This is a genomic window from Pseudomonas sp. TMW22080 (assembly GCF_022496745.1).
GTDB classification, from domain to species: Bacteria; Pseudomonadota; Gammaproteobacteria; order Pseudomonadales; family Pseudomonadaceae; genus Aquipseudomonas; species Aquipseudomonas bubulae.
Genome location: NZ_SCFF01000005.1, coordinates 154,901 through 177,472 on the forward strand (window position 1 = coordinate 154,901; position 22,572 = coordinate 177,472).

A 22,572-nucleotide genomic window follows, 5' to 3' on the forward strand; every position below is an offset into this window, starting at 1 on the left:
CCACATGCTGATTATTCCCGCTATCGATCTTAAAGACGGTGCCTGTGTACGTCTGCGCCAGGGCCGCATGGAAGACTCCACGGTATTTTCCGATGACCCGGTGAGCATGGCTGCCAAATGGGTAGAGGGCGGTTGCCGCCGTCTGCACCTGGTCGACCTCAACGGCGCCTTTGAAGGCCAGCCGGTCAACGGCGAAGTGGTCACTGCCATTGCCAAGCTGTACCCGCACCTGCCGATCCAGATCGGTGGCGGGATTCGCTCCCTGGAAACCATCGAGCATTACGTCAAAGCGGGCGTGAGCTATGTGATCCTGGGCACCAAGGCAGTGAAAAACCCTGAGTTCGTGGCCGAGGCCTGCCGCGCGTTCCCGGGCAAGATCATTGTCGGCATGGATGCAAAAGACGGCTTTGTGGCCACTGACGGCTGGGCTGAAGTGAGCACCGTGCAGGTCATCGACCTGGCCAAACGATTTGAAGCAGACGGCGTGTCGGCCATCGTTTATACCGACATTGCCAAGGACGGCATGATGCAGGGCTGCAACGTGAGCTACACCGCCGCATTGGCCGCTGCCACCAGCATTCCGGTGATCGCTTCGGGCGGCATCCACAACCTGGGTGACATCAAGGCCCTGATGGACGCCAAGGCGCCGGGCATCGTGGGCGCCATTACCGGTCGCGCCATCTATGAAGGCACGCTGGATGTGGCCGAGGCGCAAGCCTTCTGCGACAGCTACAAGGCCTGAGGAGAGACCCATGGCGCTGGCCAAACGCATCATCCCTTGCCTGGACGTGGATAACGGCCGGGTCGTAAAGGGCGTCAAGTTCGAGAACATTCGCGATGCCGGCGACCCGGTAGAGATCGCCCGTGGTTACGATGAGCAGGGTGCTGACGAGATTACCTTTCTCGATATCACTGCCAGCGTCGATGGGCGCGACACCACGCTGCATACAGTCGAACGCATGGCCAGTCAGGTGTTTATCCCGTTGACCGTAGGTGGCGGGGTGCGCTGCATCCAGGACATACGCAACCTGCTCAATGCCGGTGCCGACAAAGTCTCGATCAATACCGCAGCGGTGTTTAACCCGGAGTTTGTGGGCGAAGCGGCGCAACATTTTGGCTCGCAGTGCATTGTGGTCGCCATTGATGCCAAGAAAGTCTCCTTGCCGGGCGAAACCCCGCGCTGGGAAATTTTCACCCACGGCGGGCGCAAGCCAACCGGGCTCGACGCGGTCGAGTGGGCCATGAAGATGGAAGGCCTGGGCGCCGGCGAAATCCTGCTGACCAGCATGGATCAGGACGGCATGAAAAACGGCTTCGATCTGGGTGTTACCCGCGCAATCAGTGATGCACTGGGCATTCCGGTGATTGCCTCGGGCGGTGTCGGTAACCTCCAGCATCTGGCTGACGGCATTCTGGAAGGTCACGCCAGTGCAGTGCTGGCGGCGAGTATTTTCCACTTTGGTGAATACACGGTGCCAGAGGCCAAGGCGTACATGGCAGAGCGCGGAATCGTGGTTCGCTAAGGCCAAAGGCTACTGGACAGCATGGCGTGCCCACGGCACTCTTGAGCACGCCATGGATTCAGGTCGCCTGTCATGTTTAAACGCTTTGTGCCTATTCTCGTCAGTTCCACGATGTGGCTGGCGAGTACCGCTTTTGCGGCTGATACGTCGAACTCATCGATCGTGTTACTGACTGAAAACTTCCCGCCGTACAACATGGCCAAAAACGGCAAGAATTTTGCGCAGAACGATAATATTGAAGGTATCGCCGTCGATATCCTGCGTGAAACCTTCAAACGTGCCGGCATCCCCTACAGCATGACCCTGCGTTTCCCTTGGGAGCGTATCTACCACCTTGCCCTCGAAAAACCCGGATACGGTGTGTTTGTCACCGCCCGCGTGCCCGAGCGTGAAAAGCTGTTCAAGTGGGTCGGCCCTATTGGTCCTGATGACTGGGTGTTGCTGGCCCGAGGGGATAGCCCGATTACCCTGACGTCCCTCGAACAGGCCCGCCAGTATCGGGTGGGAGCTTACAAGGGCGACGCCATTGCCTTGTCCCTAGAGAAGCAGGGGCTGGCGCCGGTGATTGTGCTGCGCGATCAGGACAACGCCCGCAAGTTGCAGGCCGGGCAAATCGACTTGTGGGCCACAGGTGCTCCAGCTGGCCAATTTTTGGCGCGTCAGGTAGGGATTTCAGGGTTCAAGACGGTGTTGCGTTTCAATCAGGCCGAGCTGTTTTTGGCGCTGAACAAAGACGTGCCGGACGAGGTGGTGAGCAAGTTGCAGAAGGCGCTGGATGAGTTAAAGGCAGAAGGCGTGGATGAGAAAATCCGCGCAAAGTACCTGTAACACACAGAGCGTGTAGCCGCTGACGAGGAACGAAGGCTGCGCTCCTCAGCGGCTACAAATGGCACGGGTCTCAGCGATAAACCCCATCCTTCCCATGCCCGGCCATCGCCTTGTTGCTGCGCACGCCGATCATTTGCCTGATATCGATCCAGTCAATGCCCTGGGCCTTGAGCTTGGGCAGCTCCCGTTCAAGCACGGCGAGGGTTTGCGGGTAGGGATGGCCGATCATCACCGCCGAACCTTGCTTGCGCGCCAGATTGATCGCGGTATGCAGTTGTGTGGTGATCGCCTGCTCGGTACGTACGTCATCGAGAAACACATCCCGCGAAACACTGGCCAGGCCGATTTTTTGCGCCTCGGCCGCCGCGACCGTCTGCGCGCTGGTGCGGCTGTCGACAAAGAATTTGTGACGTTGCTGCAAGTTGCCCATCAGCCAGGCCATCGCTTGTGGCTGGGAGGTCATTCGGCTGCCCATGTGGTTGTTGATACCGCTGGTGTAGGGCACTGCCTTGAACGCGGCGTTGAGGCGCTTTTCAAGTTCGTCGACAGGCAGGTCCGGGTGCCAGGCAAAGGGCCCGGTGGCCGGGTCCATTGGCATGTGCAAAATGACGATCTTGCCGGCCTTGTGGGCTTCGCGGGCAAATTCGGCAGCATGGGGGGTGTCGGGCATCACGGCGGTGGTGACCGGGCCGGGCAGCGCCAGCACGCGGCGGTCCCGGGGCAGGTTTTGCCCAAGGTCATCGATAATCAGGCTCAGGTAAGCCTTGTGCGGTGTGGCGGGCGCGCTGACCGGTGCCGCGTGGGCGGTACCGGTCAGGCAGCAGAGCAGGGTGAGGGCCAGGGAAAGACGCACCTCAGTTGCCGCGTGTGATGCTCAAGCCTTTAAGCAGGCTCAGGGCCTGGCTCAGCTGGAAGTCATCGTCCTGGGGCATCGGCTTGGCTTTGGGGCCGGAGCCGGTCGGCTTGTCGGCACCGCCGTTACCATTGCCGAGGTGACCTTGCAGGTCGGCCTCTTTGTAGTACTCGGTGTCTTGCTCGCGGGTGATCCTGGCGCGGCTGACTTCGATATCCGGAACAATGCCCTGGGCCTGGATCGAGCGCCCGTTCGGAGTGAAGTACAGCGCCGTGGTGATCTTCAGCGCGCGGTCATTGTTCAACGGCAGTACGGTTTGCACCGAGCCCTTACCGAAGCTGGTGGTGCCCATCACCACACCACGCTTCTGATCCTGCAAGGCACCGGCGACGATCTCTGACGCCGAGGCGCTGCCGCCGTTGATCAGTACCACCAATGGCACGCCTTCGCTCAGATCCTTGCCGGTAGCCGAGAAACGCAGCTCAGAGTTGGCGATACGGCCCTTGGTATAGACGATCAGACCTTTGGTGATGAAATGGTCTACCACTTCAACTGCCGACTGCAGCACGCCGCCCGGGTTGTTGCGCAGGTCAAGGATGATGCCCTTGAGGCGCTTGTTGCCGTTTTCCCTGCGCAGTTTGGACAGCGCAGCGGCCACTTCTTCGCCAGTCTTGACCTGGAACTGGGTAATGCGGATGTAGCCGTAGCCGTCTTCAAGCAGTTGGGCCTTGACGCTCTTGACCTGGATATTGGCCCGGGTCAGGGTTACGTCAAACGGTGCGCCACCGTTGCGTACCAGGGTCAGGGTGATTTTCTGACCGATCTTGCCGCGCATTTTGTCTACGGCCTCGGTCATGCTCAGGCCACGGGTGGGCTGACCATTGATCTTGACGATTAAGTCACCGGCCTGGATGCCGGCTTTGCTGGCAGGGGTGTCGTCGATCGGCGAGACGATCTTGATGTTGCCGTCTTCAGTGCCGACTTCAATGCCCAACCCGCCAAATTCGCCGCTGGTGCTTTCCTGCAGCTCGGCGAAATCTTCCGGCCCCAGATAGGCAGAATGCGGGTCGAGGTTGCTGAGCATGCCCTTGATGGCATTCTCCAGCAGGGTTTTGTCGTCTACCGGCTCAACATAGGCGGCCTTGATCCGATCCATGACCTCGGCAAATGTGCGCAGCTCTTCCAGAGGCAGCGGTGCCTTGGCGCTGGTAGCAGCCCCGGCTGGCGGAATGCTCGGCTCGGCAGCAAATGCCAATGGCGAGCCGATCAGCAGAGCGATCGTCAGGGCCAGCGAGTTGAGGCGGGACAAATGCGGCATGTTGAGCGAACTCCTACGTATTAAAGGTGATGGACTCATCCCTGAGTGCGACACCATTGTGCAGGGTCGCTTGGGCGTCCCTGCTGACGAATAGCAAAATACAGTGCTGGCGTGGCCTGACCACCGCTGTTGCCCACGGTGGAAATTACCTCGCCGGCTTTTACAACGTCGCCGGCAGACTTGAGCAACGTCTGATTGTGGCCATACAAGCTTAAGAAACCATTACCGTGGTCCAGAATCACCAGTTGGCCTGCACCGCGCAGCCAGTCGGCAAACACCACGCGCCCGCCGTGTACGGCGTGTACCTGGGTGCCGGCACCGGCGCTGATCATCACGCCGTCCCACTTGGTGCGCGAGTCGTCGCCACGGGTTTCACCGAAACGTGCAAGCAGTCGACCATCAACTGGCCATGGAAGTTTGCCCCGGGCTTGAGAAAAAGCACCGCCGTAAGACGCACCTGCGCTGGAGACCAATGGCCCCGGTGTGGATTGCACCGGTTTTCGCGGGGCATCGGTAACGACCGATGCAGCCTCGCGCTGGCGTTTTTTCTCGGCTTCCTGCTGCGCAATCAGGGCTTTTTGCCGCGCCTGCTCGGCTTCGCGGGCCTGGCGGGCGAGGGTTTCTTCGATGGTCTTGAGGACTTTCGCCAGATCGGCCTGATCCTGCTCGCGGGCCTGCAACTTCTGGTCGCGGTCCTTTACGTCGGTATTGAGCTTGGCCAGCACTTGCTGGCGCTCTGCACGCACCTTGTCGAGCTCGGCGCGCTGGGTGTCCAGGCTGCTTTTCTGGGTCAGCAGTTGCGCTTGCTGCAAGTTGATATCGGCCTCGACATTGGCCAGTTGGCGCAGTGTCTCGTTGAAGCCTTTGAGCTGGGCCAGACGGGCTTCGCTCAAGTAGTCGTAATAAGTGAGGGTTCGGGCGAACTTCTCGGGGTTTTGCTGGTTGAGCAGCATCTTCAGGTATTCCTGACGCCCACCCTGATAGGCGGCGCGGGCCTGAATGGCGATCAGGCGTTGCTGTTCAAGTTTTGCGCTGTGGAGTTTTTTTTTCTCGCTATCTAGGCGCAGCAGCTCGCCTTCACTCTTTTTTAGTTCTTGTTGCAGGGTTTCAACCTGCTTCTCCAGCTTGCCGATTTCGGTTTCGGTACCGCGCAGGTCTTTCTGCACGCCGGACTTTTCTTCCTGCAGCTTGCCCAGGAGCTTTTTCAGCTCGCTGATATCCTGGCGCGTGGCATCCAGCTGCTGTTGGGTTTGCGCGCGCTCGTCGGCAAACGCCGGTTGGAGCATGCATGCGAGGGTCAAGGCTATAAGGGCGCGAAGCATGGGGCGGGCGACACCTGGGGAACGGGACGGCCTAGTATGCCCGCCCTCGTCACCTATAAGAAATGGATGAAGGTGAAATTGTAGCCGTTGATCCTGTGGGAGCGGGCTTGCTCGCGATAGCATCACCACGCAATGCCTGATGCACCGCGTCGCCGGTATCGCGAGCAAGCCCGCTCCCACAGGCATTGCGTTGTTTTAAGCGTCGACCAGAATCGATTTGCCGGTCATCTCTTGCGGCTGTGGCAGCCCCAGCAGTTTGAGCATGGTGGGTGCCACGTCGGCCAGCACGCCGCCTTCGCGAACTTTGAGCGAGCGCTTTCCTACATAGATAAACGGCACGGGCTCACAGGTGTGGGCGGTATGCGCCTGGCCTGTGGACTCGTCTTCCATCTGCTCCACGTTGCCGTGGTCAGCGGTGATCAGGGCTTCGCCGCCGACCTTGTCCAGTGCTTCCACGATACGGCCCACGCAGGCATCCAGGCATTCAACTGCCTTGACGGCTGCGTCGAATACGCCGCTGTGGCCAACCATGTCGCCATTGGCGTAGTTGACCACGATCACGTCATAACGCTGGTTTTCGATGGCATCGACGATATGGTCGGTGACTTCGGGGGCGCTCATTTCCGGTTGCAGGTCGTAGGTGGCGACTTTCGGCGACGGCACCAGAATGCGCTCTTCACCCGGGAACGGCTCTTCACGGCCGCCCGAGAAGAAGAAGGTCACATGGGCATACTTCTCGGTTTCTGCAATGCGCAACTGGGTTTTGCCGTTTTTGGCCAGGTAATCGCCCAGTACGTTTTCCAGGCTGCCGGGCGCGAATGCGCTGGGTGCCGGGATACTGGCAGCGTATTGGGTCAGCATCACGAAACCGGCCAGTTTTGGCTGGCGGGCGCGGGCGAAGGCGTTGAAGTCATCTTCAACGAATACACGGGTCAGCTCGCGGGCGCGGTCGGCGCGGAAGTTCATAAAGACCACGGCGTCGCCGTCTTCCACTTTCACCGGCTCGCCGATGGTCGTGGCTTTGACGAATTCGTCGCTTTCGCCACGTGCGTAGGCAGCTTCCAGGCCTTCCTGGGCGGTAGCGGCGTTGAACTCGCCCTTGCCGTCGACGATCAGGTTGTAGGCCTGCTCTACGCGGTCCCAGCGATTGTCACGGTCCATGGCGAAGTAACGGCCGATCAGGCTGGCGATACGGCCTTTGCCCAGGTCTTTGAACGCTTCGTCCAGCAGTTCAATGGAAGATGAGGCACTTTTTGGCGGGGTGTCGCGGCCATCAAGGAAGGCGTGCAGGTAGATTTTTTCTGCGCCGCGCTTGAATGCCAGCTCGGCCATTGCGATCAGGTGGTCCTGATGGCTGTGAACACCACCATCGGACAGCAGGCCCAGGATGTGCACGGCCTTGCCTGCAGCCACGGCCTTGTCGACCGCGGCGCAAATGGTCGGGTTTTCAAAGAACTCGCCATCGCGGATGGATTTGGTGACACGGGTGAAATCCTGATACACCACGCGGCCGGCGCCCAGGTTCATGTGGCCGACCTCGGAGTTGCCCATCTGGCCGTCAGGCAGCCCGACATCCATGCCCGAACCCGAGATCAGGCCGTTCGGCATGCTCGCGCAAAGACGATCCAGCACCGGTTTCTTGGCCGAATAAACGGCGTTGTATTCGTGACTTTCACTGTGACCGAAGCCATCCAGGATGATCAGGACCAAAGGTTTAGGCGTGGTAGTCATAGATCCCACTCGTGGCTGGTTTATAAGAAGGTATACAGAGGACGCGCAGTTTAAAGCGAAGTTCATGTGGCGTCACCGCCGGGCGGGGTTTGGCCGACCAAGGTGGCTGTGTATACTGGCCCACATTTTACGACCCTGGAACCTTCTGATGGTTGAGCACCTGATTGCATTTGCGACTTCCCACTACCTGCTTGTAGGCGCGTTTGTCATCCTGCTGGCGCTGTTGATCGCCCACGAGATGAGCCGTGGCGGGCGCAGCATCAGCACGGGCGAACTGACCGGCCTGGTCAATCGCGACGAAGGTGTGGTGATTGATATTCGCCCGGCCAAGGATTTTGCCGCCGGCCACATCGTGGGTGCTATTAATATCCCGCAAGACAAACTGATGGCGCGCATTGCCGAGCTGGACAAGCACAAGGGCAAGACCATCATTCTGGTCGACGCTGCCGGCCAGCACTCGGGCGGCCATGCCCGTGAGCTGCTCAAGGCTGGTTACAATGCTGCCAAGCTGTCTGGCGGCATTTCCAGCTGGCGCGCTGACAACCTGCCAGTGGTGAAGTAACTATGTCCAAGGTCATCGTTTACTCCAGCGACTATTGCCCTTATTGCATGCGTGCCAAGGCTCTGCTTGAGAACAAGGGTATTGCCTTCGAAGAGATCAAAGTCGACGGCAAGCCACAGGTACGTGCCGAGATGGCTCAGAAGGCAGGCCGCACGTCGGTTCCGCAAATCTGGATTGGCAACAAGCATGTTGGCGGATGCGATGACCTGTTTGCTCTGGAGCGCGCAGGTAAATTGGATGCGCTGCTGAACGTCTGACTCTCATTCTCTATAAGCCCCAAGATCAACAAGGATCTGTGATGACTGACCAACAGAACACCGCCGCTGTTAGCGATGAAGACACCGCACCACAATTCTCCCTGCAGCGCATCTACGTGCGTGACCTGTCGTTCGAAGCGCCAAAAAGCCCGGCGATCTTCCGTCAGCAGTGGGAGCCGAGCGTTGGCCTGGATCTGAACACCCGTCAAAAGCCGCTGGAAGGCGACTTCCACGAAGTGGTTCTGACCCTGTCGGTTACCGTTAAAAACGGCGACGAAGTGGCTTTTATTGCTGAAGTGCAACAGGCTGGCATCTTCCTGATCAAAAACCTTGATCCAGCGTCGATGAACCACACTCTGGGCGCGTTCTGCCCGAACATCCTGTTCCCGTATGCCCGCGAAACCCTGGACAGCCTGGTGACACGTGGCTCGTTCCCTGCGTTGATGCTGGCTCCGGTGAACTTCGATGCCCTGTACGCGCAAGAACTGCAGCGCATGCAGGAAGAAGGCAGCCCGACTGTTCAATAAACAGCCGATTGCCAAAAAAAAGCGCCTGAGGGCGCTTTTTTTGTGTGTGGGAGCGGGCTTGCTCGCGATTGAATCGCTGCGGTGCAACAGGTACATCGCGTAGCTTTCATCGCGGGCAAGCCCGCTCCCACAGGGTGTGTGTTTACTTGAAGCCTAGCTGGCGCCAGGCCTCATACACGGCGACCGCTACGGTGTTAGACAGATTCAGGCTGCGGCAGCCTTCGCGCATAGGCAGGCGCAGGCGGTGCTCGCCGTCCAGGCTGTCGAGCACTTCGGGCGGCAGGCCACGGCTTTCAGGGCCGAAGAGAAAAGCATCGCCCTCGGCAAACTGCACGTCGTGAAACGGCCTGGAGCCTTTGGTGGTAAAGGCGAACAGGCGCGGATGGCCCAGGCTTTCCAGGCAACTGGCCAGGTCGGCATGACGCTTGAGCGGCGCATACTCGTGGTAATCGAGCCCGGCACGGCGCAAGCGCTTGTCGTCCAGCTCAAAACCGATAGGCTCGATCAAATGCAGGTGGCAGCCGCTGTTGGCGCACAGCCTGATAATGTTGCCGGTATTCGGCGGAATTTCTGGTTGAAAAAGGATGACGTGAAACATGCACGGCTCCGAACTTAAAGATGGACAGCATTCTACGCTTGAAGAGGACCCGCGACCGAAACTATGGCCACGGGTTTTAGGTTCTTTGGCGATAGTCGGTGTGATGGTGGGGATGATGATCGGTCGATTGACCGCGCCAACCCCTGTAGAGCTGCAGCAGGTGGACGTGCTGCCCGGCGGCCTGGTGGTGTGGTTCAGCGCCGAGCCCAAGCTGCATGGTGAGCTGGTCGACGGCACGCTGGGGTTGCTGTTTGATGCCAGGGGCAAGGTGCAGAGCGGCCAGTTGAGGTTTAACGGCAAGAGCGTGAACTGGCGGGTGCGTGATACGGATGGCGGGTTGCTGCTGACCCTGGTGGCGGCCCGTGCCTTGAAGGGCGACTGGGCCGGGGCGTCGCAAGATGGACGCTGGCGGTTGCAGGTGAACCTGCGAGAGTAATAAAAGAGGGAATTCCAGCCTGCCTGTACCGGGTTCCCCAAAAGCGCTGTGCGCGTTGATGCAAAAGGCATCAAGGCTGCGGTGTAAAAGTGGGGAGTCTTGACCTGCCTGTATCAAGGTCCCCTAAAGCGATGTTGCGTGTAATAGGTATTGCAGGGCGCGTGCCAGTTTTTGATTTTTTGTAAAAATTGCCCCTTGAGTACGCAAAAGCCCCGGAATCCGGGGCTTTTGTTTGGGGGCTGATTTTGTTCCCGGGTTTGGCGCAAACCCTTGAGCTAGAGCTGTGCACGATATTGGGGCGGGTTGCTTGAGGGTGGTGCGGTCAGATCAAGAGCCCCTAACCCTCTTCCGCAGGGAAAGGGGACTAAAGGCAAAAGCAGATTTATGAAACACCACCCATCAGCTCCCTCTCCCTCCGGGAGAGGGTTGGGTGAGGGCGCTTTTGAACGGCTTCAAGCCTCGTCGCCCTCATCCTCGTCGCCATCGATCTTCATGCCCAGTTCCTTGATCTTGCGGGTCAAGGTATTGCGGCCCCAGCCCAACAGCACGGCAGCGTCGCGACGGCGGCCTGCGGTGTGCTTGAGCGCCGTCTCGATCATGATCCGCTCAAAGGTCGGCACTGCACTGTCGAGCAGGTTGGACTGGCCACGCCCCAGCGCCTGGTCAGCCCACTGGCGCAGTGCCTGCTCCCAGTTGGTGACAGGGGAGGCGTCCTGTTGCAGGTTGAGCAACTCGGGAGGCAGGTCGCCGATATGCACTTCGCGACCCGAAGCCATCACCGTGATCCAGCGGCAGGTGTTCTCCAGCTGGCGCACGTTGCCTGGCCAGGGCAGGTTTTTCAGGTACTGCTCGGTCTCGGCCTTGAGCAGTTTTGGCTCTACGGACAGTTCTTGCGCGGCGCTGCTGAGAAAGTGCCGGGCCAGGGTCGGGATGTCTTCGCGGCGGTCTGACAGGCGCGGAATATGGATGCGGATTACGTTCAGACGGTGGAACAGGTCTTCACGAAACTTGCCGGCCTGCACCAGGGTTTCAAGGTTCTGGTGTGTGGCTGCGATGATGCGAACATCGACCTTGACCGGCGTGTGCCCGCCAACCCGGTAGAACTCGCCATCGGCCAGTACCCGCAGCAACCGGGTTTGGGTGTCCGCCGGCATGTCGCCGATCTCATCGAGGAACAGGGTGCCGCCATCGGCCTGCTCAAAACGGCCCCGGCGCAGGTTTGCAGCGCCAGTGAAAGCGCCTTTTTCATGGCCGAATAGCTCGGATTCCATGAGGTCCTTGGGGATCGCAGCCATGTTCAATGCGATAAATGGCGACGCGGCCCGCGGGCTGTGGCGGTGCAGGGCGTGGGCCACCAGCTCTTTGCCGGTACCTGATTCACCGTTGATCAGCACCGTGATGTTGGAGTGGCTCAGGCGGCCAATGGCACGAAACACCTCTTGCATCGCCGGGGCTTCGCCGATGATTTCCGGCGTCGGGGCCAGCGTCGGCGCTACGGCCAGGCCTTGCTGTTCCTGGGCGTGCTGGTTGGCACGCTTGACCAGAGACACGGCGTCATCGACATCAAACGGCTTGGGCAGGTATTCGAATGCGCCGCCCTGATAGGACGCTACCGCGCTGTCCAGATCGGAATGAGCGGTCATGATGATGACCGGCAGGCGCGGGTGCTGTTCGCGGATTTTGGCGAGCAGGTCCAGACCGCTGGAGCCGGGCATGCGGATATCGGAAATGATCACGTCAGGCTGTTGGCGAGCCAGTCGGCTCATGACCCCATCGGCACTGTCGAAACTTTGTGTGGTCATGCCTTCCTGTTGCAAGGCTTTTTCCAGTACCCAGCGGATTGAACGGTCGTCGTCGACGATCCACACGGTTTCACTTCGGCTCATGTCGATGCGGCTCCTTGTTCCAGTGGTAGAAAGATCGAGAAGAGTGTGTGGCCGGGGTGGCTTTCACACTCGATCAACCCCTGGTGCTGACTGATGATGTTTTGCGTGATGGCCAGGCCAAGCCCGGTACCGTCCGGGCGGCCGCTGACCATCGGGAAAAACAGGGTGTCTTGCAGCTCGAACGGTATGCCCGGGCCGTTGTCGATAATTTCGATTTTTGTCACCAGCCGGTGGCGTATGTGGCCAATGGTGAACTGGCGCATGGCGCGGGTGCGCAGGCTGATGCGGCCCAGGCGCAGCTCATTCTGGCTGCCGATGGCCTGCATGGCGTTGCGCACGATATTGAGTACTGCCTGGATCATCTGTTCACGGTCGATCAGCAGGTCAGGCAGGCTGGGGTCATAGTCACGCACCAAAGTGATGCTGCCCTGGGTCTCGGCCTCGACCAGGTTGCACACGCGCTCCAGTACTTCGTGGACGTTGGTCATGGCCAGCGACGGCAGTTTGTTGGAACCCAGCATCCGGTCGACCAGATTACGCAGGCGATCTGCTTCTTCGATGATGACGTTGGTGTAGTCGCGCAGGTTTTCGTCGGGCAATTGCCGGGCCAACAGCTGGGCCGCACCGCGAATGCCTCCCAGAGGGTTCTTTATCTCGTGGGCCAGGCCGCGCACCAGCATCTTGCTGGTTTCTTGCTTGGACAGCTGGGCTTCTTCTTTGGTGATGCGCAGCAGACGGTCGCGGGGGTGTACCTCAAGCAACAGCATGGTGCCGCCATTGCTCAAGATGGGCGTTACGGCATAGTCCACCGTCAGGTTCTGGCCCGTCAGCGAGGTCAGCATGGCTTCGCGTTTGGTAAACGGGTGCGCTTGCTCAACTGCCTGGCGCAGCGAGTGCAGAGCCTCGGTGGACTCCGTAAAGAGCTCGCTGATGAACTGGCCGTGACTGCGTTGACCGCTGATCGCCAACAGCATCTCTGCCGCCGGGTTCATGTACTCAAGGCGCAAATCAGCATTGAGTAAAAGCGTGGCAGTGGTCAGGTTGTCGAGTAACAGTCGGTGCAGGGCGTCACTGATGGTCATGGGCCGATCCCGGATTGCGTGCGCGGTGAAGCGCTGGTGCAAGGAAAATGCAAAAACCAAACCAAGGCTCCGAAAAGAAGCGTCGCCCCCCCTGAAATAGGCGTTTACAAGCTGGGCGCATATCGCCGCAGCCCGGCATGCGAATGTTTATGAACCAAATTGGGCTGGTAAGTGCACTATCAAACTATAGTCGCACCAATATAGTGCAATTTAGATGAATGGATTCAGTTGCCTGAAAATGTGCGCGGGATATTTGCTATGGGTGCAGCCAGAGGTTGTGTACCGCGATCGAGCGCACACCGGTCACAAGCCCCGAGTGTGCGATGCGACACAGGCAGCGCCCACTCTGAGGTGACCACCGTTTTGAGTTTCGAACGCAGCTTCCGGTACCTGCTACGGGCCTTGCGTGGTTAATGGGACAGCGGCATGCCGGGCGTGCCTGCATAGAACACGATCAGTTCTACCGGGGCCTTGCCGCTGGTGCCTCGATGGGAAGTATTGACCATCTCGGGCAGTACCTGGCCAGGTTTGAGCGTGGTTTTGTGCATGCCGTCTTCGGTTTCGACCAGCAGTTCGCCAGCGACCACGTAGGCGATATTGGGCATGGGGTGCGTGTGCCATTTCAGTGCGGTGTTGGCCGGGAGCGTGATTTTGACCACGGTGAATTCCGGCTTGCCGTCCGGCCAGGTGTAAGGGGTGCCTGTCCAGGATTGGCCTGTCTTGAGCAGTTGTTCGACCGTTACCGCAGTGGGTGAACTGTTGCAGCCCAGCATGAGCAGGCAGGCGCATGCCAGCAGCAGGGTTTTGAGGGCGAGTAAGGGGTGCATGTCAGTCTCCATTGGTTGAGTGGCGACAAACTACCGGTCACTCAGCAGGGTGGCTGTCAGGTGCAGGCACGAATCCAGAAGCTCTGATCCGATGCTTGTGTAAGACGGCGCCCACAAAAAAGCCTCCCGAAGGAGGCTTTTTCAAATCACGCCGCTTGCGCAGGCGTCACCGGATTAGCAGCTGTAGTACAGCTCGTATTCCAGTGGGTGTACGAAGGTACGAACCTGGATTTCTTCTTCGCTTTTCAGGGCGATGTACGCGTCGATGAAGTCGTCGCTGAAAACGCCGCCTTTGGTCAGGAACGCGCGACCTTTGTCCAGTTCCTCCAGGGCCTCTTTCAGGCTGCCGCACACTTGCGGGATCTCTTTGGCTTCTTCAGGCGGCAGGTCATACAGGTTTTTGTCCGCTGCGTCGCCAGGGTGGATCTTGTTCTGGATACCGTCCAGACCAGCCATCATCAGTGCCGCGAAGCACAGGTACGGGTTGGCTGCCGGATCCGGGAAGCGTGCTTCGATACGGCGAGCTTTAGGGCTGGACACGTAAGGAATACGGATCGAAGCCGAACGGTTACGAGCCGAGTAGGCCAGCATTACCGGTGCTTCGAAGCCTGGTACCAGACGCTTGTAGGAGTTGGTAGCCGGGTTGGTGAAGCCGTTCAGGGCCTTACCGTGCTTGATGATACCGCCGATGAAGAACAGGGCAGTGTCGGACAGGCCGGCATAGCCTTCGCCTGCGAAGGTGTTCTTGCCATCTTTGGAGATGGACATGTGAACGTGCATACCCGAGCCGTTGTCGCCGTACAGAGGCTTTGGCATGAAGGTAGCGGTACGGCCGTAGGCATCTGCCACGTTGTGTACGCAGTATTTCAGGGTCTGAACTTCGTCAGCCTTTTTCACCAGGGTGTTGAACTGCACGCCGATTTCGTTCTGGCCAGCAGTTGCCACTTCGTGGTGGTGAACTTCGATAACCAGGCCCATCTCTTCCATAGCGTTGCACATGGAGGTACGGATTTCGTGGTCATGGTCGAACGGCGGAACCGGGAAATAACCGCCTTTGACGCCAGGACGGTGGCCTTTGTTGCCGCCTTCCACGTCCTGGTCGGACATCCACGAACCCTGTTCGGAGTAGATCTTGAACATGGAGCCGGAAATGTCGGACTTGAACTTCACCTGGTCAAAGATGAAGAACTCTGGCTCCGGGCCAACGAAAACGGTGTCGCCGATACCGGTGGACTTCAGGTATTCCTCGGCACGGGTAGCGATGGCGCGTGGGTCGCGGTCATAGCCTTGCATGGTCGACGGTTCGATGATGTCGCACACCAGGATCAGCGTAGGCTGTTCGGTGAACGGGTCCAGAACAGCCGTGCTGTCGTCTGGCAGCAGGATCATGTCGGACGCTTCGATGCCTTTCCAGCCAGCAATGGAGGAGCCGTCGAACATTTTGCCGTCGGTGAAGAAGTTTTCATCCAGCGCATCACGGGCCGGCATGGTCACGTGGTGCTGAGTGCCTTTGGTATCAGTGAAGCGCAGATCAATCCACTTGACGTCATGATCTTTGATGAGTTGAACCGACTTCGACATAGTGTCCTCCGGGGTGGCTTAGGGCTGGTAGTGGAATGCCCTTAATAAGTGGTTGATGCCGGCGCGAATACTCTGCCAAGGCAACCTGCCTCACAAGGGAGCAAATTGCATGCCAGTGCCCCGACTTGGGCGTAATGCGCCAATCTCAAGCAGGTAAGCGGGGCAGACTACCGATTAGCCGCGTTTATCGCACCCAAATGAAGCGAAATCTGGCGTTTATGTTCTATTTTGGTGCGATGAAAACCGTTTGTACGATAACTGGTTAAACCTTGAGCAATTTCCGCTATAATCCGCGCCCCCCTTTTTTGGCAGGCTGCTCGCGCGCTGTTTTCATGAAACTAATCGTTAAAGTCTTCCCCGAAATCACTATCAAGAGCCGTCCGGTTCGGATGCGTTTCGTCCGTCAATTGGCCAAAAACATCCGTACTGTGCTCCGCGATCTGGACCCGGCTGTGGTGGTGACGGGCGTGTGGGACAACATCGAGCTGCAAACGCGCGTAAGTGACCCTAAAGCCTTGAAAGAAATGACCGAACGCCTGAGCTGCATGCCGGGCATCGCGCATTTTCTGCAGGTTGACGAGTACCCGTTGGGCGACTTCGACGACATCGTTGAAAAGTGCAAATTGCACTTCGGCGATGCGCTGGCGGGCAAGATCTTTTCGGTGCGTTGCAAGCGCGCCGGCAAGCACCCGTTTACCTCGATGGAAGTCGAGAAATACGTCGGCAGCAAGCTGCGTCGTGAGTGCGGTGCGGCCGGAATCGAGCTGAAAAAGCCAGAAATCGAAGTTCGAATTGAAATTCGCGACCAACGGTTGTTTGTGATTCACAACCAGCACGACAGTATTGGTGGCTACCCGTTGGGTTCGCTCGAGCAGACCCTGGTGCTGATGTCCGGTGGTTTCGATTCTACCGTGGCGGCCTACCAGATCATGCGTCGCGGCCTCATGAGCCATTTCTGCTTCTTCAACCTGGGCGGACGTGCCCATGAACTGGGCGTGATGGAAGTCGCGCACTATATATGGAAGAAGTACGGCAGCTCCCAGCGCGTGCTGTTTGTGAGCGTTCCGTTCGAAGAAGTTTTGGGCGAAATTCTCGGCAAAGTCGATAACAGTCATATGGGCGTCATTTTGAAGCGTATGATGTTGCGCGCTGCAACGCGTATTGCCGAACGCCTCGATATCGAAGTGCTGGTGACCGGTGAAGCGATTTCCCAGGTGTCGAGCCAGACGCTGCCCAACTTGTCGCTGATTGATTCGGCTACAGACAAGCTGGTGTTGCGCCCGCTGATCGCCAGCCACAAGCAGGACATCATCGATCTGGCAGAAGAAATCGGTACGGCCGACTTCGCCAAGCATATGCCTGAATATTGCGGGGTGATTTCGGTCAACCCCAAGACCCACGCCAAGCGCAACCGCGTGGAGTATGAAGAACAACAGTTTGATATGGCCGTGCTTGAGCGTGCGCTCGAGCGGGCCAAACTGGTGCCGATTGATCGGGTAATCGATGAATTGGGCCAGGACTTGCAAGTCGAAGAAGTCAGCGAAGTGCTGGCGGGCCAGATCGTAATCGACATCCGTCACCCGGATGCTCAGGAAGATCAACCGCTGGAACTGGCTGGCATCGAAGTACAAGCGTTGCCGTTCTATGCTTTGAACAGCCGCTTCAAGGAACTGGATGACACCCGTCAGTACCTGTTGTATTGCGACAAAGGCGTGATGAGTCGCCTGCATGCTCACCATTTGCTCAGTGAGGGACATGCCAATGTGCGCGTTTATCGACCGAGCTAAGAGCCCGGGGCTGTATGCCTGTGGCCTGCGTCACCGGCCCCCCGACGCCGCCGTCAAGCTGTAACGGCTTGCACGGACTCTACTGTTAATCGCTGCCTGGACTCAGTCAGCACACCGAATCCTCTGATCGAGATACACAAGTGATCGAAAATCTACGTAACATCGCCATCATTGCTCACGTTGACCACGGTAAAACCACCCTGGTAGACAAACTCTTGCGTCAATCCGGCACCCTGGAGCGCAACGAGCTTAACGACGAACGCGTAATGGACTCCAACGACCAGGAGAAAGAGCGCGGTATTACCATTCTGGCGAAAAACACCGCCATCAACTGGAACGGCTACCACATCAACATCGTGGATACCCCGGGCCACGCCGACTTCGGCGGCGAAGTTGAACGCGTAATGTCGATGGTTGACTCCGTTCTGCTGCTGGTTGACGCTCAAGACGGCCCTATGCCGCAAACCCGTTTCGTGACCAAGAAGGCTTTCGAAGCCGGCCTGCGTCCAATCGTGGTCATCAACAAGGTTGACCGTCCGGGCGCACGTCCGGACTGGGTTCTGGACCAGATCTTCGATCTGTTCGACAACCTGGGTGCTACCGAAGAACAGCTGGACTTCAAAGTGGTTTACGCCTCTGCCCTGAACGGTATTGCTGGTCTTGACCACACCGACATGGCTGAAGACATGACCCCGCTGTACCAGTCGATCGTCGACAACGTACCAGCACCAGCCGTAGACCGTGACGGTCCGTTCCAGATGCAAATCTCGGCACTGGACTACAACAGCTTCCTGGGCATTATCGGTGTTGGCCGTATCGCTCGTGGTCGCGTCAAGCCGAACACCCCGGTTGTTGCCATCGACGCTGACGGCAAGCGCCGCAACGGTCGTATCCTGAAGCTGATGGGTCACCACGGTCTGCACCGTGTAGACGTTGAAGAAGCTTCGGCAGGCGACATCGTTTGCATCAGCGGTATGGATTCGCTGTTCATCTCCGACACCCTGTGTGATCCGATGAACGTTGAAGCGATGAAGCCGTTGACCGTTGACGAGCCAACCGTTTCCATGACCTTCCAGGTAAACGACTCGCCTTTCTGCGGTAAAGAAGGCAAGTTCGTGACTTCCCGTAACATCAAGGAACGTCTGGACAAAGAGCTGCTGTACAACGTTGCTCTGCGCGTTGAAGAAGGCGACTCGGCTGACAAATTCAAAGTATCGGGCCGTGGCGAGCTGCACTTGTCCGTACTGATCGAAACCATGCGTCGTGAAGGCTTCGAAATGGGCGTTGGTCGTCCAGAAGTGATCATCCGCCTGGTTGACGGCGTCAAGCACGAACCGTTCGAAAACGTCACCATCGACCTGCCTGAAGAATCTCAGGGCAAGGTGATGGAAGAGATGGGTCTGCGTAAGGGTGACCTGACCAACATGGTGCCGGATGGCAAAGGCCGTGTGCGTCTGGAATACAACATCCCTGCTCGTGGTCTGATCGGTTTCCGTAACCAGTTCCTGACCCTGACCAACGGTGCTGGCATCCTGACCTCGATCTTCGACCGTTACGACGTGATGAAGTCGGGCCACATGTCCGGCCGTCAGAACGGCGTTCTGGTATCGGTTGAAACTGGCAAGGCGCTGACCTACTCCCTGGAAACCCTGCAGGCGCGTGGCAAGCTGTTCGTTGAGCACGGTCAAGAGATCTACAACGGTCAGATCGTTGGTCTGAACAGCCGTGACACCGACATGGGCGTTAACCCTACCAAGGGCAAGAAGCTCGACAACATGCGTGCTTCGGGTAAAGACGAAACCATCGCTCTGGTTCCACCTGTTCGCTTCACTCTGGAACAGGCTCTGGAATTCATCCAGGACGACGAGCTGTGCGAAGTGACTCCTAAGTCCATCCGTCTTCGTAAGAAGATCCTGGACGAAGGCGAGCGTACCCGCGCTGCTAAAAAGGCCAAAAACTAAGTTACTTAGTTAGCGGTTACAAAAACGCCCCCGACCTTGCGGTCGGGGGCGTTTTTTTATGGTCGGGATTTGACTCGTTCATCGCTGCCCGTGCTGCGGCGAGCGCGGTCTGTCAGGTCATTTGCGTACAGGCCATCGCGGGCAAGCCCGGCTCCCACAGGGGGCTGTGGTAATTGTGGGAGCGGGCTTGCCCGCGAAACGATCTGTCAGTCGATTCTGCGCTGCAGGTTAAAAATCCATCAGCTTGACGCTGCTGTTCTTGCGCTCAACGGCCTTGGGCACATACGCGCAGTAACCTGGGCGCGGGCCAATCCGCGGATGGTTGCGGCAGGTATCCGGGCGAATCTCATAAATCGTGCACATGCGCGATTTGCGGTCCAGGTACAGGCAGTCGTTATTGCTCATGCGCTGCAGGGTGAAAATCCCGGACTTCTGGTTGAAGCGCTCAACGATCCCTTCCTTTTGCAGGCGCTTGGCGATGTTCTTCGGCGGGTCGCCCATCTCGAACTCGTCAACGATGCCGATGCGGATCAGGTCTTTGATTTTGACCTCGACCGGCAAGGTGCAGCAGCTGGAAATGCAGGAGCCGCACATGGGCGCGGAGTATTTGGCCCAGGTATCGAGACGGTCGATTTCCGCGGCGGCGATCAGGTTGGACTTCATCAGACTTGTATTCCAGCGTGCATCAGGGCGCGCGATCATACCGGGGTTGCTGAAGGAGTGAACAACCATTTGCCGGTTTTTCGATCAGAGCCATGTTTTAAAGCGTTCAACTGCGAATGTGCCTCGTTTTGGGGCGGCATTCACTTTGTCAGCTTTTTTTAAATAATCGCCGAAAAAAGCCCGAATCAAAGCACTTGGTTTCTGTTGAAGCGTCTAGGCTGACACCACTCGCTCTTCAAATCGCCCCATCTCGATTGAGGTTGTATCGATGCCCCAAGAACCGCTTGTTCGTGACGCACAGGTGGCGGCTTTCCGTGCCGCTGTAGTAGCCAAGCTGACTTACGCGGTGGGTAAGGACCCGGAACACGCGTTTGACCATGACTGGTTTGAGGCCATAGCCCTGGCCGCCCGCGACCATATGGTCGAGCACTGGATGGACAGCACCCGGCAGATTTATCGCAAGGACCAGAAACGGGTGTACTACCTGTCGCTGGAGTTTCTGATCGGTCGCCTGCTGTATGACAGCCTGAGCAACCTGGGGTTGCTGGAGGTGGCGCGTGAGGCACTGGGCGAGCTTGGCGTGGATCTGGAGCGCATCCGTGTCCTGGAGCCGGACGCGGCCCTTGGTAATGGTGGCCTGGGTCGGCTGGCGGCGTGCTTTATGGAAAGTATGTCGACCCTGGGCATTGCCGCCCACGGCTATGGCATCCGCTATGAGCACGGGCTGTTTCGCCAGAGCATTGTCGATGGCTGGCAGCAGGAACAAACCGAGAACTGGCTGGATTTCGGCAACCCGTGGGAGTTCGAGCGTGCTGAAGTGCTGTACTCGGTGGGTTTTGGCGGTTCGGTTGAAACCAAACAGGATGAACAAGGCCAGCTGCGGCAGATCTGGTGGCCGGGCGAGACGGTGCGGGCTATTGCCTATGACACGCCTGTTGTGGGCTGGCGCGGGGCCAGCGTCAACACCCTGCGTCTGTGGCGGGCGAGGGCCCTGCACGATCTGAACCTGGGCCGCTTCAACGCAGGCGATCATTTGGGGGCGGTGGCCGAAGTGGTACGGGCCGAGAGCATCTCCCGCGTGCTGTACCCGGCTGACAGCAACGAGGCTGGCCAGGAGCTGCGTCTGCGCCAGGAATTCTTCTTTGTCTCGGCCTCGTTGCAAGACCTGCTGCGCCGCCATCTGCACGTCCATGAGACGCTGCTGAACCTGGCCGAGCATGTGTCGATCCAGCTCAACGACACCCACCCCTCGATCGCCGTGGCCGAGCTGATGCGTATCCTGGTTGATGAGCACGGCATTGAATGGCATGCGGCGTGGCAGGTCACCGTCGACACCTTGTCCTATACCAACCACACGTTGCTTCCGGAAGCGCTGGAAACCTGGCCTGTGGGCTTGATGGAGCGGCTGTTGCCGCGCCATATGCAGATCATCTACCTGATTAACGCACACCATATCGATGCGCTGCGGGCCAAGGGCATTCATGATTTTGACGTGTTGCGTGCCGTTTCGCTGATCGAGGAAGACCACGGCCGCCGGGTACGCATGGGCAACCTGGCATTTCTCGGATCCCACAGCGTCAATGGCGTTTCCGGGCTGCATACGCAATTGATGCGCAGCACCGTGTTCGCCGAGTTGCACAAGCTCTACCCGGAGCGCATCAACAACAAAACCAACGGCGTGACCTTCCGCCGCTGGCTGTTCCAGGCCAACCCGCCATTGACCGCCATGCTGGTGGATGTGCTGGGCCCGGATGTGCTTGATGAAACCGAACACAAACTGATCAGGCTGGAGCCTTTTGCCGAGCGCTCCGATTTTCGCAAACGCTTCGCCGAACAGCGCCTGCAAAGCAAATGCACCCTGGCGGCGCTGATTTATGAGCGCCTGGGGGTCGTGGTCAACCCTGAAGCCCTGTTCGATGTGCAGGTCAAACGGATTCACGAGTACAAGCGCCAACTGCTCAACCTGATGCACACCGTAGCGCTGTATCAGGCCATTCGGGCCGAGCCGGGCAACCAATGGGTGCCACGGGTGAAGATTTTTGCCGGCAAGTCGGCGGCCAGTTATGAACAGGCCAAACTCATCATCAAACTGGCCAATGACATCGCCCGTACCGTCAACAACGATCCTACCGTACGCGGTCTGCTCAAGGTGGTGTTTATCCCCAACTACAACGTCAGCCTGGCCGAAAGCATCATTCCGGCGGCTGACTTGTCCGAACAGATCTCCACGGCAGGCTACGAAGCGTCGGGCACCAGCAACATGAAGTTCGGCCTTAACGGCGCGCTGACCATTGGCACAATGGATGGCGCCAACGTCGAAATGTGCGAGCGGGTGGGTGCCGACAATATGTTTATCTTTGGTCTGAGCTCGCAGCAGGTCGAAGCGCGCAAGCGCAATGGCGAGTTCCATGCAGCACCGGATGTCGCGGCCTCACACAGGCTCAATGACGTGTTGCAGGCGATTCGTGGGGGGGTGTTCTCCCACGACGACCCTGCGCGCTACACCGGCCTGGTGGATTCGCTGATCGAATATGACCGGTTCCTGGTGTGTGCCGACTTCGATGCCTACTGGGATGCCCAGATGCGCGTGGAGCACCTGTGGCACGACAGGGAAGAGTGGTGGCGCAAATCCGTGTTGAACACGGCACGCATGGGCTGGTTCTCATCGGACCGGACCATTCGCGAATACGCGACCGAGATCTGGAAAGCGTTGTAGGAAGTTTCACGCGCTGTGGGAGCGAGCAAGCCTGCTCCCACAGGGTCTCTGGTGGCTGTTTTGGAACCCGTTCGGCCAGTTCTGAGTCTGATTAGAAGATTTGCACGGCAACAC

Annotated in this window: 20 protein-coding genes; 10 read left to right on the forward strand and 10 right to left on the reverse strand. The window is 58.5% G+C overall.

Going from position 1 to position 22,572, the window contains the following annotated elements; translation table 11 throughout:
• Positions 1–4: 4 nt before the first annotated feature.
• The 3 genes from hisA to EQV96_RS17795 all read left to right on the forward strand — a co-directional run bounded on the left by hisA (position 5) and on the right by EQV96_RS17795 (position 2,351).
• A complete protein-coding gene (hisA, locus tag EQV96_RS17785; RefSeq protein ID WP_088378464.1) occupies positions 5–742 on the forward strand; it encodes a 1-(5-phosphoribosyl)-5-[(5-phosphoribosylamino)methylideneamino]imidazole-4-carboxamide isomerase in 738 nt (245 codons plus the stop codon).
• 10 nt (positions 743–752) lie between these two features.
• Entirely contained in the window at positions 753–1,523 is a 771-nt protein-coding gene (gene hisF, locus EQV96_RS17790; protein WP_240882219.1) for an imidazole glycerol phosphate synthase subunit HisF, read from the forward strand.
• A 72-nt stretch (positions 1,524–1,595) separates the two neighbouring features.
• Positions 1,596–2,351, forward strand: coding sequence for an ABC transporter substrate-binding protein (locus tag EQV96_RS17795; protein ID WP_095000785.1), 756 nt, complete (start codon positions 1,596–1,598; stop codon positions 2,349–2,351).
• A 70-nt stretch (positions 2,352–2,421) separates the two neighbouring features.
• On the opposite strand, the gene EQV96_RS17800 is transcribed toward EQV96_RS17795, so the two are convergent.
• From EQV96_RS17800 to gpmI, 4 genes are all read right to left on the reverse strand, one after another.
• Positions 2,422–3,204 (reverse strand): divergent polysaccharide deacetylase family protein, encoded by a 783-nt coding sequence (locus EQV96_RS17800; RefSeq protein ID WP_095017756.1) that lies wholly within the window; start codon positions 3,202–3,204, stop codon positions 2,422–2,424.
• Position 3,205: 1 nt separating this feature from the next.
• Positions 3,206–4,522: a S41 family peptidase gene (locus tag EQV96_RS17805; protein ID WP_095000787.1), complete on the reverse strand. Its 1,317-nt coding sequence runs from the start codon at positions 4,520–4,522 to the stop codon at positions 3,206–3,208.
• 35 nt (positions 4,523–4,557) lie between these two features.
• On the reverse strand, positions 4,558–5,844 hold the full coding sequence (locus EQV96_RS17810) for a murein hydrolase activator EnvC (protein WP_095000788.1): 1,287 nt from the start codon (positions 5,842–5,844) through the stop codon (positions 4,558–4,560).
• A 195-nt stretch (positions 5,845–6,039) separates the two neighbouring features.
• Positions 6,040–7,575 (reverse strand): 2,3-bisphosphoglycerate-independent phosphoglycerate mutase, encoded by a 1,536-nt coding sequence (gene gpmI / locus EQV96_RS17815; RefSeq protein ID WP_095017755.1) that lies wholly within the window; start codon positions 7,573–7,575, stop codon positions 6,040–6,042.
• Positions 7,576–7,723: 148 nt separating this feature from the next.
• Here gpmI and EQV96_RS17820 point away from each other — a divergent pair, with 148 nt between their 5' ends.
• From EQV96_RS17820 to secB, 3 genes are read left to right on the forward strand one after another with little or no spacing between them, the layout of a single operon-like run.
• The gene (locus EQV96_RS17820; protein ID WP_086799305.1) at positions 7,724–8,137 is read left to right on the forward strand and encodes a rhodanese-like domain-containing protein; all 414 of its coding nucleotides are present in this window, start codon (positions 7,724–7,726) and stop codon (positions 8,135–8,137) included.
• Positions 8,138–8,139: 2 nt separating this feature from the next.
• Entirely contained in the window at positions 8,140–8,394 is a 255-nt protein-coding gene (grxC, locus tag EQV96_RS17825; RefSeq protein ID WP_095023766.1) for a glutaredoxin 3, read from the forward strand.
• A gap of 41 nt (positions 8,395–8,435) precedes the next feature.
• Complete coding sequence (gene secB, locus EQV96_RS17830) at positions 8,436–8,921, forward strand: protein-export chaperone SecB (protein WP_003438592.1); 486 nt, start codon at positions 8,436–8,438, stop codon at positions 8,919–8,921.
• Positions 8,922–9,063: 142 nt separating this feature from the next.
• On the opposite strand, the gene trmL is transcribed toward secB, so the two are convergent.
• Positions 9,064–9,519, reverse strand: coding sequence for a tRNA (uridine(34)/cytosine(34)/5-carboxymethylaminomethyluridine(34)-2'-O)-methyltransferase TrmL (trmL, locus tag EQV96_RS17835; RefSeq protein WP_095000791.1), 456 nt, complete (start codon positions 9,517–9,519; stop codon positions 9,064–9,066).
• Here trmL and EQV96_RS17840 point away from each other — a divergent pair.
• Positions 9,518–9,955: a hypothetical protein gene (locus tag EQV96_RS17840; protein ID WP_240882220.1), complete on the forward strand. Its 438-nt coding sequence runs from the start codon at positions 9,518–9,520 to the stop codon at positions 9,953–9,955. The two genes, trmL and EQV96_RS17840, sit on opposite strands and share 2 nt — an antisense overlap.
• Before the next feature lie 452 nt (positions 9,956–10,407).
• Here EQV96_RS17840 and ntrC read toward each other — a convergent pair whose 3' ends face one another.
• The 4 genes from ntrC to glnA all read right to left on the reverse strand — a co-directional run bounded on the left by ntrC (position 10,408) and on the right by glnA (position 15,331).
• The gene (gene ntrC / locus EQV96_RS17845) at positions 10,408–11,841 is read right to left on the reverse strand and encodes a nitrogen regulation protein NR(I) (protein ID WP_088378458.1); all 1,434 of its coding nucleotides are present in this window, start codon (positions 11,839–11,841) and stop codon (positions 10,408–10,410) included.
• Positions 11,838–12,923, reverse strand: a complete 1,086-nt coding sequence (gene glnL, locus EQV96_RS17850; protein ID WP_095000793.1) for a nitrogen regulation protein NR(II) — start codon at positions 12,921–12,923, stop codon at positions 11,838–11,840. Before glnL ends, ntrC begins: the two co-directional genes overlap by 4 nt.
• A gap of 410 nt (positions 12,924–13,333) precedes the next feature.
• Positions 13,334–13,750, reverse strand: a complete 417-nt coding sequence (locus tag EQV96_RS17855) for a cupin domain-containing protein (protein WP_095023767.1) — start codon at positions 13,748–13,750, stop codon at positions 13,334–13,336.
• Between the two features lie 174 nt (positions 13,751–13,924).
• On the reverse strand, positions 13,925–15,331 hold the full coding sequence (gene glnA / locus EQV96_RS17860; RefSeq protein WP_095000795.1) for a glutamate--ammonia ligase: 1,407 nt from the start codon (positions 15,329–15,331) through the stop codon (positions 13,925–13,927).
• Between the two features lie 332 nt (positions 15,332–15,663).
• Here glnA and thiI point away from each other — a divergent pair, with 332 nt between their 5' ends.
• Together thiI and typA are read left to right on the forward strand one after the other, a co-directional pair.
• Positions 15,664–17,118 carry a tRNA uracil 4-sulfurtransferase ThiI gene (gene thiI / locus EQV96_RS17865; RefSeq protein WP_095000796.1) on the forward strand — a complete coding sequence of 485 codons (1,455 nt, stop codon included), beginning with the start codon at positions 15,664–15,666 and terminating at the stop codon, positions 17,116–17,118.
• Between the two features lie 140 nt (positions 17,119–17,258).
• Positions 17,259–19,079, forward strand: a complete 1,821-nt coding sequence (typA, locus tag EQV96_RS17870) for a translational GTPase TypA (protein ID WP_016783126.1) — start codon at positions 17,259–17,261, stop codon at positions 19,077–19,079.
• 228 nt (positions 19,080–19,307) lie between these two features.
• Here typA and EQV96_RS17875 read toward each other — a convergent pair whose 3' ends face one another.
• Positions 19,308–19,745: a YkgJ family cysteine cluster protein gene (locus EQV96_RS17875; RefSeq protein ID WP_095001087.1), complete on the reverse strand. Its 438-nt coding sequence runs from the start codon at positions 19,743–19,745 to the stop codon at positions 19,308–19,310.
• Positions 19,746–20,010: 265 nt separating this feature from the next.
• On the opposite strand from EQV96_RS17875, the gene EQV96_RS17880 reads away from it, so the two are divergent.
• Positions 20,011–22,458, forward strand: coding sequence for a glycogen/starch/alpha-glucan phosphorylase (locus tag EQV96_RS17880; protein ID WP_095000797.1), 2,448 nt, complete (start codon positions 20,011–20,013; stop codon positions 22,456–22,458).
• The last annotated feature ends 114 nt before the right edge of the window (positions 22,459–22,572 follow it).